Annotated in this window: 13 protein-coding genes; 8 read left to right on the top strand and 5 right to left on the bottom strand. The window is 70.1% G+C overall.

Translation table 11 applies throughout. The features are described 5' to 3' along the window. The first annotated feature begins 104 nt into the window (after window positions 1-104). From AC3WT6_RS06805 to AC3WT6_RS06790, 4 genes are all read left to right on the top strand, one after another. The gene (locus AC3WT6_RS06805) at window positions 105-332 is read left to right on the top strand and encodes a hypothetical protein (protein ID WP_492652807.1); all 228 of its coding nucleotides are present in this window, start codon (window positions 105-107) and stop codon (window positions 330-332) included. Then, the gene (locus AC3WT6_RS06800) at window positions 313-1953 is read left to right on the top strand and encodes a sensor histidine kinase (protein WP_492652806.1); all 1641 of its coding nucleotides are present in this window, start codon (window positions 313-315) and stop codon (window positions 1951-1953) included. The genes AC3WT6_RS06805 and AC3WT6_RS06800 overlap by 20 nt, the downstream gene beginning before the upstream one ends. Continuing rightward, complete coding sequence (locus AC3WT6_RS06795; RefSeq protein ID WP_492652805.1) at window positions 1953-3398, top strand: sigma-54-dependent transcriptional regulator; 1446 nt, start codon at window positions 1953-1955, stop codon at window positions 3396-3398. The genes AC3WT6_RS06800 and AC3WT6_RS06795 overlap by 1 nt, the downstream gene beginning before the upstream one ends. 85 nt (window positions 3399-3483) lie before the next feature. Further along, window positions 3484-4350 carry a glycosyltransferase family 25 protein gene (locus AC3WT6_RS06790; RefSeq protein ID WP_492652804.1) on the top strand — a complete coding sequence of 289 codons (867 nt, stop codon included), beginning with the start codon at window positions 3484-3486 and terminating at the stop codon, window positions 4348-4350. On the opposite strand, the gene AC3WT6_RS06785 is transcribed toward AC3WT6_RS06790, so the two are convergent. Beyond that, window positions 4290-5180, bottom strand: a complete 891-nt coding sequence (locus AC3WT6_RS06785) for a DMT family transporter (protein ID WP_492652803.1) — start codon at window positions 5178-5180, stop codon at window positions 4290-4292. The genes AC3WT6_RS06790 and AC3WT6_RS06785 overlap by 61 nt on opposite strands. 75 nt (window positions 5181-5255) lie before the next feature. On the opposite strand from AC3WT6_RS06785, the gene AC3WT6_RS06780 reads away from it, so the two are divergent. After that, window positions 5256-5723 (top strand): hypothetical protein, encoded by a 468-nt coding sequence (locus AC3WT6_RS06780; protein ID WP_492652802.1) that lies wholly within the window; start codon window positions 5256-5258, stop codon window positions 5721-5723. Between the two features lie 15 nt (window positions 5724-5738). Here AC3WT6_RS06780 and hldE read toward each other — a convergent pair whose 3' ends face one another. Genes hldE through AC3WT6_RS06765 form a run of 3 tightly spaced genes read right to left on the bottom strand, consistent with a single transcriptional unit; the run spans window position 5739 to window position 8252 of the window. Further along, window positions 5739-7160: a bifunctional D-glycero-beta-D-manno-heptose-7-phosphate kinase/D-glycero-beta-D-manno-heptose 1-phosphate adenylyltransferase HldE gene (gene hldE, locus AC3WT6_RS06775; RefSeq protein WP_492652801.1), complete on the bottom strand. Its 1422-nt coding sequence runs from the start codon at window positions 7158-7160 to the stop codon at window positions 5739-5741. Then, on the bottom strand, window positions 7157-7318 hold the full coding sequence (locus AC3WT6_RS06770; RefSeq protein WP_492652800.1) for a hypothetical protein: 162 nt from the start codon (window positions 7316-7318) through the stop codon (window positions 7157-7159). The genes hldE and AC3WT6_RS06770 overlap by 4 nt, the downstream gene beginning before the upstream one ends. 10 nt (window positions 7319-7328) lie before the next feature. Then, window positions 7329-8252 (bottom strand): branched-chain amino acid transaminase, encoded by a 924-nt coding sequence (locus tag AC3WT6_RS06765; protein WP_492652799.1) that lies wholly within the window; start codon window positions 8250-8252, stop codon window positions 7329-7331. Between the two features lie 155 nt (window positions 8253-8407). On the opposite strand from AC3WT6_RS06765, the gene waaC reads away from it, so the two are divergent. Continuing rightward, window positions 8408-9454, top strand: coding sequence for a lipopolysaccharide heptosyltransferase I (waaC, locus tag AC3WT6_RS06760; protein ID WP_492652798.1), 1047 nt, complete (start codon window positions 8408-8410; stop codon window positions 9452-9454). Here the strand turns inward: waaC and AC3WT6_RS06755 are convergent. Beyond that, window positions 9451-10377 carry a DUF6492 family protein gene (locus AC3WT6_RS06755; protein WP_492652797.1) on the bottom strand — a complete coding sequence of 309 codons (927 nt, stop codon included), beginning with the start codon at window positions 10375-10377 and terminating at the stop codon, window positions 9451-9453. The two genes, waaC and AC3WT6_RS06755, sit on opposite strands and share 4 nt — an antisense overlap. Before the next feature lie 81 nt (window positions 10378-10458). Between AC3WT6_RS06755 and AC3WT6_RS06750 the strand changes: the two genes are divergently transcribed. Together AC3WT6_RS06750 and AC3WT6_RS06745 are read left to right on the top strand one after the other, a co-directional pair. Continuing rightward, window positions 10459-11427 carry a glycosyltransferase gene (locus tag AC3WT6_RS06750; protein ID WP_492652796.1) on the top strand — a complete coding sequence of 323 codons (969 nt, stop codon included), beginning with the start codon at window positions 10459-10461 and terminating at the stop codon, window positions 11425-11427. After that, window positions 11424-12407, top strand: coding sequence for a glycosyltransferase family 2 protein (locus tag AC3WT6_RS06745; RefSeq protein WP_492652795.1), 984 nt, complete (start codon window positions 11424-11426; stop codon window positions 12405-12407). Before AC3WT6_RS06750 ends, AC3WT6_RS06745 begins: the two co-directional genes overlap by 4 nt. The last annotated feature ends 19 nt before the right edge of the window (window positions 12408-12426 follow it).

The following is a 12426-nucleotide window of genomic DNA, read 5'->3' as shown; positions in this document are numbered from 1 at the left end:
GAACGAGCGCCGATTTTAGCCGCTACGGCCACCGCGCTGGCTGCACGGCCCGGCACGCGTCAGGATAGGCGCCCCGCTAGCCGCATCCGACGCTTACGCCACCCATGATCCGCATTCTGTTTCTGGCCCTGCTGGCCTTCATCGCCTGGCAGCTGCTGCGGCGCTGGCTTGCCCAGCAACGCTCCGGCCCACAAGCCCCGCCGCCTGGCTTCTCCGCCGAGCCGGAAGCCCTGGTGCGCTGCGAGCGCTGCGGCATCCGCATCCCGGCCTCGCAGGTCGCGGCGGTACGCGCCAACTGCCGACAGTGCGGTGATGGCCAGCAGGGTGGCTGAGCTCAAACCGCCGGTCATCGCCATCACCGACGACTGGCGGCTGCTGCAGGCACAGAACGTCTACCGCCTGCTGCTGCTGGCGCTGCTGATCAGCCTGCAGCAGACCGGCACCCTGGACCTGCTGTTCGAGGACAGCCGCCCGCGACTGTTCTACAGCGTCTGCATCGCCTATGCCCTGGCGGCCCTGGGCATCCTGGTGCCGGCCCTGTACCGGCGGCCGGCGCTGAGCGCGCAGGCATTCGCCAACTTCACGCTCGATACCGGCGCCCTCGTGTTGCTGGTCTACGCCAGCGGCGGCGTCGCCGGCGGCCTGGGCATCCTGGCGATTCCACCGGTGATTGCCGCCAGCCTGCTGCTCTCGACCCGGCTGGCGATGGCGGCGGCGGCGATGGCCACTCTGGCAATGTTCGGCGAGGAGGTGCTGGGGCACTACCCCAACCTCTATTCGACCTCCAATTTCACCGGCACCGGCGTGCTGGGCATCATGTTCTTCATCACCGCCGGCGTGGCCAACGCGGTGGCGCGGCGCGCTCGTGCCAGCGAGGCGCTGGCGCTGCGGGTGGGCAGCGAGTTCGAGGATCTCGCCCGGCTCAACGAGACGGTGATCGACACCATGCAGACCGGCGTGCTGGTGGTCGATGCCAGCGACACGGTTCGCGCCCTCAATCACGCCGCCGCGCGCATGCTGCACTGTGGGCCGGACGCTGTCGGCACGGCTCTGCTGCAGCATTCGCCGGCGCTGGTGGAGGCGGTGGCACGCTGGCGCGACGGCAGCGCCGCGCCGGAAGAAGCGATCAGCCCCAAGCGCCAGGGCACCTCGGAGCTACTGCCGCGTTTCCGCCGCCTGGGCGCGGGCCCTGACTCCCCCACCCTGGTGCTGCTGGAGGATGCCCAGCGGGTGCGCGAGCAGGCGCAGCAGATCAAGCTGGCAGCGCTGGGCCGGATGTCGGCCAGCATCGCCCACGAGATCCGCAATCCGCTGGCGGCGATCACCCACGCCGGGCAACTGCTGGCGGAATCGACCGCCCTGCCGGCCGCCGACCGGCGGCTGCTGGACATCATCCAGCGCCATGGCCAGCGGATCGACCGTATCGTCAAGGACGTGCTCAACCTCTCGCGCGGCGCCGCCGACCCGCAGGTGTTCGCGCTCGCCCCCTGGCTGAAGCAGATGTTGGCGCAGTACCAAGAGGCCCATCCCGAACGCCAGCCGCAACTGGAGCTGCGCGAGCCACTGCTGGTGCGCTTCGATCCCCACCATCTGCAGCAGGTGCTGTTCAACCTGCTGGACAACGCCTGGCTGCACGGCCGCCAGGGCGAGCGTACGCCGCAGGTGCGGGTGCGGGTCAGCCAGCGCCACCCGCGCGGCGGCGCACTGGACGTGCAGGACAACGGCCCAGGCATCCCGCCGGAAACCGCCCAGCACCTGTTCGAGCCCTTCTTCACCACCACCACCCAGGGCACCGGACTGGGGCTTTATCTGGCCCGCGAGCTCTGCGCCTACAATCAGGCCCGGCTGTCCCTGCTCGCGCCCGAGGCGCCGGCGGGCGACGGCGCCCACGCCACCGGCGCGCTGTTCCGCATCGCCTTCGTGGCCCCCGAATCCGAAGAATCCAGCCGCTGATGTCCACCGCTCCCACCGCTCCCGCCCTGGCCCTGATCGTCGATGACGAGGCCGACATCCGCGAGCTGGTCGAGCTAACCCTGATGCGCATGGGTCTGCGCACCCAGGCCGCCGGCGATCTCGCCCAGGCGCGCGAGTTGCTGGCCGCGCAGAGCTTCGACTTCTGCATCACCGACATGCGCCTGCCCGACGGCCTCGGCCTGGAGCTGGTGCGCGAGTACAGCGGCCGGCTACCGATCGCGGTCATCACCGCCTACGGCAATGCCGAGATGGCGGTGGAAAGCCTCAAGGCCGGCGCCTTCGACTTCGTCAGCAAGCCGGTGGATCTCGGCATGCTGCGCAAGCTGGTGGATAGCGCGCTGAAGCTGCGCGCGCCCGCACCCCCGGCGGCCGCTGCGGTCACGCCGGCCGCGGCCGCGCCTGCACGCGCCGATTCGGCCAGCGGCGGCGACAGCGGCGGCCTGCTTGGCGAGGCACCGGCGATCCAGCAGTTGCGAGGTCTGGTCGAGCGGCTGGCGCGCAGCCAGGCGCCGGTGCACATCGCCGGCGAGTCCGGCACCGGTAAGGAGCTGACCGCCCGGCTGATCCACGCCAAGAGCCCGCGCAGCGCCGGTCCCTTCGTGGCGGTCAACTGCGGCGCCATCCCCAGCGAGCTGATGGAGAGCGAGTTTTTCGGCCACCGCAAAGGCTCGTTCACCGGCGCCAGCAAGGACAAAACCGGTCTGTTCCAGGCCGCCGAGGGTGGCACCCTGTTCCTCGACGAAGTCGCCGACCTGCCGCTGCACATGCAGGTGAAGCTCCTGCGCGCGGTGCAGGAGCGCGCGGTGCGGCCGGTGGGTGCGGACAGCGAGCTGCCAGTGAACGTGCGCATCATCTCCGCCACCCACAAGAGCCTCACCGACCTGGTCGCCAAGGGCGCTTTCCGGCAGGACCTCTACTACCGCCTCAACGTCATCGAGGTACGCACCCCGGCGCTGCGCGAACGGCGCGAGGACATCCCGCTGCTGGCCAACGCGATCCTCAAGCGGCTGGCGGCGACCAATGGCCTGGGCAAGCCGCCGAGCCTGGACCGCAGCGCGCTGGAACTGCTGAGCGGCTACAGCTTTCCCGGCAATGTCCGCGAGCTGGAGAACACCCTGGAGCGGGCGATCACCCTCAGCGACGGCGCCCGCATCACCGCCGACGACCTGCAGCTGCGCCCCTGCCTGCCGACCGAAGGGACGTCCGAGACCGTCGCCGTCCCCGCCAGCCCGGCGGCGGCCAAACCCGCCGGCCTGCCGGTCGTGGGTACCGGCGCACTCGACGCCCATGTCGAGGAGCTGGAAAAGCAGGCGATCCGCGAGGCCCTGGAAAAGACCCGCTGGAACAAGACCAAGGCCGCCGAGCTGCTGGGCATGAGCTTCCGTTCACTGCGTTACCGCATCAAGAAGCTGGGCATCGAGTAGGCTGGCCTGGGGTTTGCGTTTCCTTTCGACGAGGGGCTCAAGCACAATGAACCCGTCGTCACCTTTGGGATGGGTGGGAACCACGATGCAGGACATACTCTGGCTGGTCATCAATCGGACGGACAGTTGCGAACGCCTGCGCCTGATGCAGGAGCAGGCGGAGCGCCTGCGACTGCCTCTGGTCCGGGTACCGGCGGTCTGCAAGAAGACCCTCAGCACGCGGCAGTGCCATGAAGCGGTTCGCCAGAACCGCTTCAAGCGTCGGCTCACCACCGGTGAGCTGGCCTGCGCCCTGAGCCACCGCAAGGCGATGCGCCAGTTCCTCGACAGTCCGCAGCGCTACTGCGTGCTGCTGGAAGACGACGCGCTGCTCTCGCCCGATATCGAGCGGGTGGTGCGGGCGGCGATCGAGGCCCGCAACGGCCCGGGCCAGGCCTGGGATCTGCTCAAGCTCGATGGCGCCCGCCGTAGCCGCTTCGTGCACCGGCCGCTGGCCGGTGAGTTCCAGCTCGTGGAATATTTCTTCGAGCCGCCGCCTTCGGCGATGGCAGTGGCGATGAGCCGCGAATTCGCCGAGCTGTTCCTGCGCGCCAGCCCGGAAGTCACCCGCCCCATCGACGAGGACTACAAACATCACTGGCAGTACGGTTTCCGCCTGAAGTCGGTACACCCGGCGCTCGCTCGCCCCGCCGATCTCGGTTCGGAAATTGGTGGCCGCAGCAAGCTGGTGGTGCCACACCGCAATGCCGGCTACATGCTGCGGCTGGTCGCGGGGCTCTGCGGCTATTACCTGCGTGCCTACCCGCTGCGTGACCTGGGCCGCATCCTGTTCCACAGCGTGGTCAGCTACCCGCAGGCGCGACGGGCGCGCGCCGGCGGAAGGGCGACGGCTCAGGCCGTCACCACCACCACGATCACCCCCAGCACCGCCAGCCCGCAGCCGACCATCTGACGGGCCTGCAGCTTTTCCTTGAGCACCAGCGCCGCCAGCAGCACGATGAAGATCGCCGACAGCTCGTTGAGCACCGCAGCGATCGAGGCATCGGCGTACTTGTAGCCGGCCAGCCAGAACAGGTTGGAGACATAGGTGCCCATCAGCGAGCCGGCGACCACCTGCGGCCAGTGGCGCACGCCGCGATAGGCCTGCGCCAATGCCGACCACTGGCGGCGGACGCTGAGCAGCAGGGTCATCACCGCCACCCCGCCAAGCAGGCGCAGGAACACCACCCAGAGAAAATCCTGGCTCTCCAGGATCGGCTTGGCGATCACCACGCCGGCGGCCATCACCGCCACCGAGGTCACGCCCAGCAGCACGCCGCGGCGCAGGGTCTGGGCGTCGAGCCTGCCCACGGTCTTCACATAGGTGACCAGGGCGATGCCGCTCAAGGTGATGGCGACGCCGGCGATCTGCAGCGGCGACAGGCGCTCGCCGAGGAAGATCGCCGCCAGCAGGATCACCGAGGGCGAAAAGGCGGTGCCGGCGACGCCCATGCGCGCGGCGCCGATGCTGTTGAGGGCGCGGAAGTAGAGGGTATCGGCCAGTGCGATGCCCAGGGTGCCGGAGAACAGCGCCAGCGCCACCTGCTCGCCGGGCATGCCCGGCCAGCGGCCGCCATGAGTGACCAGCAGGGTCAGCGCCAGGGCCAGCAGGCAGAGCAGGTTCTTGATGTAGTTGAGCGCGAAGGGGCTCAGGCTCTCGCCCGACTTCTTCAGCAGGATCACCGCGATGGCCCAGCACAGCGCGCAGGCCAGTGCGCACCACTCTCCAAAGCCCAATATCATGCGGATGTCCCCGAGCGAAGGCGCGCAGTTTAGGCGGGCTGTCGCGCTCGGCAAGTGCCAGCAGGAAGCCGAGCCTTGATTCCATCCCGCGGTCTAGTCGCTGTATCGAGCTGGCTGCTGGCCGGTGCGGCGCTGGCCGATCCGCCTTCGGCCACCCCACCCGCGGCTCCGCCGACAGCGAGTGCCGCCGAGCCCGCGCCCGCCGCCAGGCCGCTGCTGCAATGGAACCTGAAGAGCGCCACCCAGGCGCCGGCCGGGTCGGTGCTGCTGCCCGAAGTCAAGGTCACCGGTCACCGCGACGCCTTCCAGGAAGCCGACGAGAAGCTGCGCAAGGCCGCCGCCGCCCTGCCCTGCACCGGCTGCGGCGGCAATACCGCGCAGGAGCGCCAGAGCCTCACCGAGAAAGTCGTACGCGGCGCGGTCGGGGTACTGGAGAGCGCCCTGGTGGCACCGGAGAACGCCGGCGAGAAGGCGGCGGTGGAAGATCAGGCGGCGGCGATGGCCAACGACCATCGCTTCATCCGCGACGGTCAGGACCCCTGAAGGCGCAACCGGGACTCAGCCGCGTGCGCGCTCGATCAGCCGGGTGGTGGAGTATCCGTCGTGGAAGCTGAGCACCCGCACCTCGCCACCGTGGGCGAGCACCGCCTCGTGGCCGGCGATCTGCTCGATCCGGTAGTCGCCGCCCTTCACCAGCACGTCCGGCAGCACCGCCTCGATCAGCCGCGCCGGCGTGTCTTCGCCGAAGGGCACCACCCAGTCCACGCATTGCAGCGCCGCCAGCAGGGCCATGCGGTCGGCGGTGTTGTTGAGCGGCCGGGTCGGGCCCTTGAGCCGCTGCACCGAGGCGTCGGTATTGACCGCGACGATCAGCACATCGCCCAGTTCGCGCGCCGCCTGCAGATAGCGGACATGACCGACGTGGAGGATGTCAAAGCAGCCATTGGTCATCACCAGGCGCCGGCCACGGGCGCGCGCCTCGGCGACTCGCGCCAGCAGCTCGGCCTCGTCGAGCACGCCGTCGCCACCGGCCCGCTGCGGATTGGCGGCGCGCGCCAGCTCCTCGCGGCTGACGGTGGCGGTGCCCAGCTTGCCGACCACCACGCCGGCGGCGATGTTGGCCAGCCGGCAGGCCTGCGGCAGCGCGGCGCCGGCGGCGAGCGCCGCCGCCAGGGTGGCGATCACGGTGTCGCCGGCGCCGGTCACGTCGTAGACCTCGCGTGCCTCGGCCGGCAGGTGCAAGGGCGGCTTGCCGGCTTCCAGCAAGGTCATGCCGTGCTCGCTGCGGGTCACCAGCAGCGCGGCCAGCCCCAGGTCGGCGAGCAGGGCCTGGGCCTTGGCGACCAGGGTTTCGACATCCGGGCAGGGGCCGACCACCGCTTCCAGCTCGCCGGTGTTCGGCGTCAGCAGGGTGGCGCCGGTGTAGGGGCGCCAGTCACTGCCCTTGGGGTCGACCAGCACCGGCTTGCCGGCGGCGCGGGCGGCGGCGATCAGACCGGCGACACCGGCCAGGCTGCCCTTGCCGTAGTCGGAGAGCACCAACACATCTACCGCCGGCAGGCGCGCGCGCAGACGCCGTGCGAATTCGGCACCGTCGTGCGCCGCCGCCAGCGGCTCCTCGAAATCCAGACGCAGCAACTGCTGGTGCCGCGACATCACCCGCAGCTTGGTGATGGTGGGGGCCGTGCCGGTCAGCAGGTCGGCGGCGACACCGCGCTGCTCCAGGCTGCGCGCCAGACCCACGCCGGCTTCGTCGGCGCCGACCACGCCCAGCACGCTGGCCTGCGCCCCCAGCGCCGCGAGGTTGAGCGCGACGTTGGCAGCGCCGCCAGGGCGCGCCTCGTCCTCGCGCACCCGCACCACCGGCACCGGCGCCTCCGGCGAGATGCGCGAGGTGCTGCCGGACCAGTAGCGGTCCAGCATCACGTCGCCCGCCACCAGAACGCGGGCGGAGCTGAAATCGGGAACGGCGGTGCTCATGAGTTGACCGGGCGGGCGCCGTGAGCGGCCCAGCCGCCAGCGGCTGGGCGTTCGCCGCTGCCGGCCATGCCATTCAAGGCATGGCCGAAGCGCAGCGCCTCACCATCGCCCGCCACCAGGACGCAGGCCAAGCGGAAATCGGGGAGCGGCGTGCTCACCGGCGAGCGATCAGACCGCCGCCAGCCACTGCGGATAGCTGTCGCTCTCGCCCTTCACCAGCGACAGATAGGCCGCCTGCAGCTTGGTGGTGATCGGGCCGCGCTTACCGCCGCCAACCTGCTTGTTGTCCACCTCGCGGATCGGCGTGACCTCGGCGGCGGTGCCGGTGAAGAAGGCCTCGTCGGCGATGTAGATCTCGTCGCGGGTCAGGCGCCGCTCGCGCACCTCGTAGCCGAAGTCCTTGGCCAGCTGCATGACCGTGCGGCGGGTGATGCCGTCCAGGCAGGAGTTGAGGTCGGGCGTGGAGATGATGCCCTCGCTGATGACGAAGATGTTCTCGGCCGAGCCTTCGGCGATGTGGCCGGAGGTGTCGAGCAGGATGGCCTCGTCGTAGCCGTCGCGCATCACCTCGTTGAGCGCCATCATCGAGTTGATGTAGTTGGCGTTGGCCTTGGCGCGGCACATCACGCTGTTGACGTGGTGGCGGGTGAAGGAGCTGGTGCGCACGCGGATGCCGCGCTCCATCGCCTCGGCGCCCAGGTAGGCGCCCCAGGGCCAGGCGGCGATGATGATGTGCACCTTGAGGTTGTCGGCGCGCAGGCCCATGCCTTCCGACCCGTAGAACACCATCGGCCGGATGTAGCACTCGCGCAGCTTGTTGCTGCGCACCACTTCCTTGATCGCCTCGTTGATCTGGTCCTGCGTGTAGGGGATCTTCATCCCCAGGATCTTCGCGGAGTTGAACAGGCGCTTGGTGTGGTCTTCCAGGCGGAACACCGCCGGACCGCGCGGGGTGTAGTAGGCGCGGACGCCCTCGAAGCAGCCGACGCCGTAGTGCAGGGTGTGGGTCAGGACGTGGGTGGTGCACTCGCGCCAGGGCTTGAGGTCACCGTCATACCAGATGAAACCGTCACGATCCGCCATGCTGCTCATCGGAACACTCTCCAGAGGGGTATAGAAACGCTTGGTCTGCGCCCATGCGGCGCAAGCCGATATTGTACGCCGAGCCCAAAGGCCGGCGACCTGTGCCCAGGGGTAACAGGCCATAGAATGCGCGACGTCGCCACCGACCAGCCTACGAATCCGCCGTGCCTTTCCCGACAGTACCGACCGCCCCACGCCGCATTCTGCTGGTGCGCCTGTCGGCGATGGGCGATCTGGTGATTGCCACCGCCTTGTTCGAGGGTCTGCGCCAGGCTTGGCCCGAGGCCGAGATCGACTGGCTGGTGCAGTCCGAATTCGCCGGACTATTGCGCACCCAGCCGGCGATCCACGAGGTGCACACCTGGGAGCGCCGCAGCTGGGCCGAGCTGCTGCGCCGCGGCCACTGGCGGAGCCTGCTCAGGACCATCCTGGAATTCCGCCGCCGGCTGCGTGCGCGCCGCTACGATTGGGTGATCGACGCCCAGGGCCTGGCGAAGTCGCGGGCGCTGGCCTGGCTGGCCGGCGGGAAGCAGCGCATCGGCTACACCTCCAAAGAACCGCTGACCAGCCTGCTGCACCAGACCGTGGTGCGCCAGAAGGAGGCCGCACCGGGGCGCGAACGGATCGGCGACGAGCACGCGCCGCTGCTGCGCCAACTCACCGGCGGTGAGATCGGCGCACCGCGCCTGAGCCGCCCGGACGGCCAGTCACCACGGCCGGCCACCCTGGTGCTGGCACCCTTCACCACCCGCCCGCAGAAGCACTGGCCGGAAGCCTACTGGCGGAAACTGATCGAGCAGCTCGCCGCCCGTGGCGAGGCGCTGAGCCTCTTGGGCGGCCCCGGCGACCGCGCCGCCGCCGCACGCATCCTCGACGGCCTGCCGGCCGGCACCGTCAACAACCTGGTCGGCGCCACCAGCCTGCCCGAGGCGCTCGCCTGGATCGCCGACGCCCGCGCGCTGATCGGCGTCGATACCGGTCTCACTCACATGGGCATCGCCTACGACCGCCCGACGGTGGCGATCTTCGGCTCCACCCTGCCCTACCGCGCCGGCGGCCGCGCGCCGCTGCGGGTGCTGTGGAAGGGCCTGCCCTGCTCGCCCTGTGCGCGCAAGCCGACCTGCGGCGGGCGCTTTGACTGCCTGACCGGCATCAGTCCCGCCGAGGTGCAGCGGGCACTGGACGAGGTGCTGGCCGGAAAGCCGGCCTAAGTCGCCGCCACCGCCCGCTGCAAGGCGGCACGGATCGCCGGCAGATAGGGTTCGATCGGCCAGCGGCGGCTGGCCTGCAGCACCAGGAAGTCGGTGTCGGGCTCGCTGAAGGCAGCGTCGATGGCGGCATGCACCGCGGCTTCGTCCTCTGCGGACAAGACCCAACGGGTGCGGGCATTGGCCGTCACCTCGTAATGGTGGGCGCCGGCGGCGACCCAGCGCACATAGGCGCCGTAGATGCTGAATTCCGACAGATCGCCGGGCTTGAGGTCCAGCAGCGCCCGCCACCAGGGCTTCTGGTGTCGGGCCTCCAGATGTGCGTGCAGGCCGCGCACGGCCTGGGGCTCGAACACGAAGGGGTGGGCGACGAAATTGCTGCCGCGCACGGTCTCGGCCGGCAGCCCCAGCACCTCGGCGGCGGCATCGGCCCAGTGCCGAAAGCTGGGATTGTCCTCGGCCATCAGTGCGGCGCGACCGTCCTGCCAGTAGCGGTCGGCATGCAGCGGCGCGGTCGGCACCAGGTCGGAGTCGAGCACCAGGTAGGCGTCGTGCTCGCCGCGCGCCGGCACGGTCAGCTTCACCAGCTGCTGGGCATGCCAGCCGTCGCAACTGGCATCCGGAAACCAGCCGAAGCGCTTCTGCAGGCTGCGCCGGAAACGGCGCAGGCGTTCGGGCATCGCGCTCAGGCGCCGGCGCGCGGCCTCCACTTCAGCCGGCAGCACCTCGGCGCTGGCCAGCCAGTGCACGCGATCTTCACCCAGGCGCTGCCGGAACAGCGGCAGATCCTCGGTCTGCACCACCGCGTAATGCGGCCAGTCGCAGCCCCAGGCCTCCAGCGCCTCGCGCAGCATGGCGAAGCGCTCCAGATCGCCCCGGTAGGTGGGCGTGAGCAGGGCGATGCGGGGTGCGGCGGCGGCGGTCACGGCGGGCTGGGCCTAGGGCGGTCATGGAAGGGCCGAAGGATATACTTCGCGCACTGCCGCCGGCTCGAAAACTCAACCGCGATGCCTCGCACCACGCCCCTGGTCATCGTCGACAACCCCTATCACCAGCAGACCGCGAGCAGCCGCTTTTTCCTGGAGCTGTTCGCTGAGCTAGAGCCGGTGGTGCTGCACCAGGACCTCGGCGAGCCGGCCCTGCTCGAACAGCTGCGGCAGACACCCAGCGCGGCCCTGGTGTTCTTCCAGATCCAGCCCAAGCCGCGCCTGCTGCGGGCGCTCGGCCACCGCAATGTCACCTGGGTGCCGATGCGCGACGACCTCCGCTACGACGCCAGCCGGGTACGACAGCTGCGTGGCAGCACGCTCAAGTTCGTGAACTTCTGCCAGGAGGCGCACCGGGTATTCGAGAGCCGTGGCCAGTCCTCGCTGGCGGTGCAGTTCTGGCCCCAGGTCCCCGAGCCACCGCCACGCCCGGCGCGCGCGGCGCCGCGCATCTTTCTCTGGGATCGCGGTTATCTGCAGTGGCCGCTGCTCAAGCAGTTGCTGGGCGAGCAGGCAGTGGACAGCGTGGTGCTGCGACTCTCGCCCGACCCCGGCCGGCAGGCGGCGCGTCCCAGCGCGGACGACATCCGGCGCTACCGCATCGAACTGGTCGAGGGCTGGCTGCCGCGCGAGGACTATCAGGCGCTCTTGGCCGGCTGCGACCTGTTCTTCGCGCCACGCCCGCTGGAGGGCATCGGCATGGCGACCCTGGAGGCGATGGCGCTCGGCCAGGGCGTGATCGCGCCCGACCGGCCGACCATGAACGAATATCTGCGCACCGGCGAAAACGGCGCGCTCTACGACCCCGAGCAGCCACGGCCGCTGGATCTCTCCGGCTGGCGCGACTGGGGCGCGCAGGCCCGGCGCGACTGCCTGGCGGGCACCGAGCGCTGGGCCGCACAAGGGCAGCAGATCGTCGACTTCGTGCGCCGGCCGCCGGCAGGCCGGAGCGCGCTTTGGTGGCGACTGGCTGCGACAATGGGCGTATGAAGCCGCTCCCACCTCCGCTTGCTCCCCTGCGCCTGCCGCCCGCCTGGCCGGGCGCTCGCCCGCCACCGGTCGCCAGCGCGCAGGGCGAGCTGCCGCGCATCACCGTGGTCACGCCCTCCTACAACCAGGCGGAGTTCCTGGAAACCACGATCCGTTCGGTGCTGGAACAGGGTTATCCGGCGCTCGACTACTACGTGGTCGACGGCGGCAGCCGCGACGCCTCGGTGGAGATCCTGCGCTACTACGCGCCCTGGCTGAGCGGCTGGGTGTCGGAGCCGGATCGTGGCCAGGTCGATGCCATCGTCAAGGGCCTGGCTAAGGCGCAGGGCGAATGGTTCAACTGGATCAATTCCGACGACCTGCTGGCCCCCGGCGCGCTGTGGGAAGTGGCGCGCCTCGCCGACGCCGATCTGATCGCCGGCCGCACCCAGAACTTCTACGCCGAGCGGCTCGACCGCCTGCGCCTCAGCCGTGGTTTCACCGCTCGCGAGTTCGTGCGCCTGCCGGTGGAATCGCGCACCCGCTGGCACCAGCCCGGCATCTGGTACCGCACCGCCGCGCTGCGCGAAATCGGCATCGACGCCAGCCTGCACTACCGCTTCGATCTCGACCTTTTGATCCGCTACTGCCTGCGCTATCCACGGGTGTGCTACAGCGAGGCGGTGCTCGCCTACTTCCGCCTGCACGGCGCCTCGAAATCGCTGAGCCAGGCCGAGAAGTTTGGCCAGGAGCATGTGCAGTTGCTGGAAAAGCTGCTGCGCCTGCCGGAAGCCGCCAGCCTGCACGGCGACGCCCGTGACGCCTTGGCGGCACTGGCCTGGCGCCAGACGCTGGAGGAACTGCAACTGGATCACCAGCGCCCGCGCCTGCAACGCGCCGGCGAGCTGCTGCGCAGGGCCGCAAAGACGCCCGGCGCCTGGGGCATCAATGCCACCGTCGATACGTTGGGGCGCATCCTGTTCCGCAAGCCGCGTAGCTGAGCGCTTCGTCGCCGACCGC

The organism is Stagnimonas sp. FW305-C-60 (genome assembly GCF_058782965.1).
Note: the sequence above shows the minus strand (reverse complement) of the source record. Positions and strands in the feature narration are given on the sequence as shown.

Coding starts and splice junctions, on each gene's coding strand:
- AC3WT6_RS06805 (WP_492652807.1), top strand. CDS start 105: ATGATCCGCATTCTGTTTCTGGCCCTGCTGGCCTTCATCGCCTGGCAG.
- AC3WT6_RS06800 (WP_492652806.1), top strand. CDS start 313: ATGGCCAGCAGGGTGGCTGAGCTCAAACCGCCGGTCATCGCCATCACC.
- AC3WT6_RS06795 (WP_492652805.1), top strand. CDS start 1,953: ATGTCCACCGCTCCCACCGCTCCCGCCCTGGCCCTGATCGTCGATGAC.
- AC3WT6_RS06790 (WP_492652804.1), top strand. CDS start 3,484: ATGCAGGACATACTCTGGCTGGTCATCAATCGGACGGACAGTTGCGAA.
- AC3WT6_RS06785 (WP_492652803.1), bottom strand. CDS start 5,180: ATGATATTGGGCTTTGGAGAGTGGTGCGCACTGGCCTGCGCGCTGTGC.
- hldE (WP_492652801.1), bottom strand. CDS start 7,160: ATGAGCACCGCCGTTCCCGATTTCAGCTCCGCCCGCGTTCTGGTGGCG.
- AC3WT6_RS06765 (WP_492652799.1), bottom strand. CDS start 8,252: ATGAGCAGCATGGCGGATCGTGACGGTTTCATCTGGTATGACGGTGAC.
- AC3WT6_RS06750 (WP_492652796.1), top strand. CDS start 10,459: ATGCCTCGCACCACGCCCCTGGTCATCGTCGACAACCCCTATCACCAG.
- AC3WT6_RS06745 (WP_492652795.1), top strand. CDS start 11,424: ATGAAGCCGCTCCCACCTCCGCTTGCTCCCCTGCGCCTGCCGCCCGCC.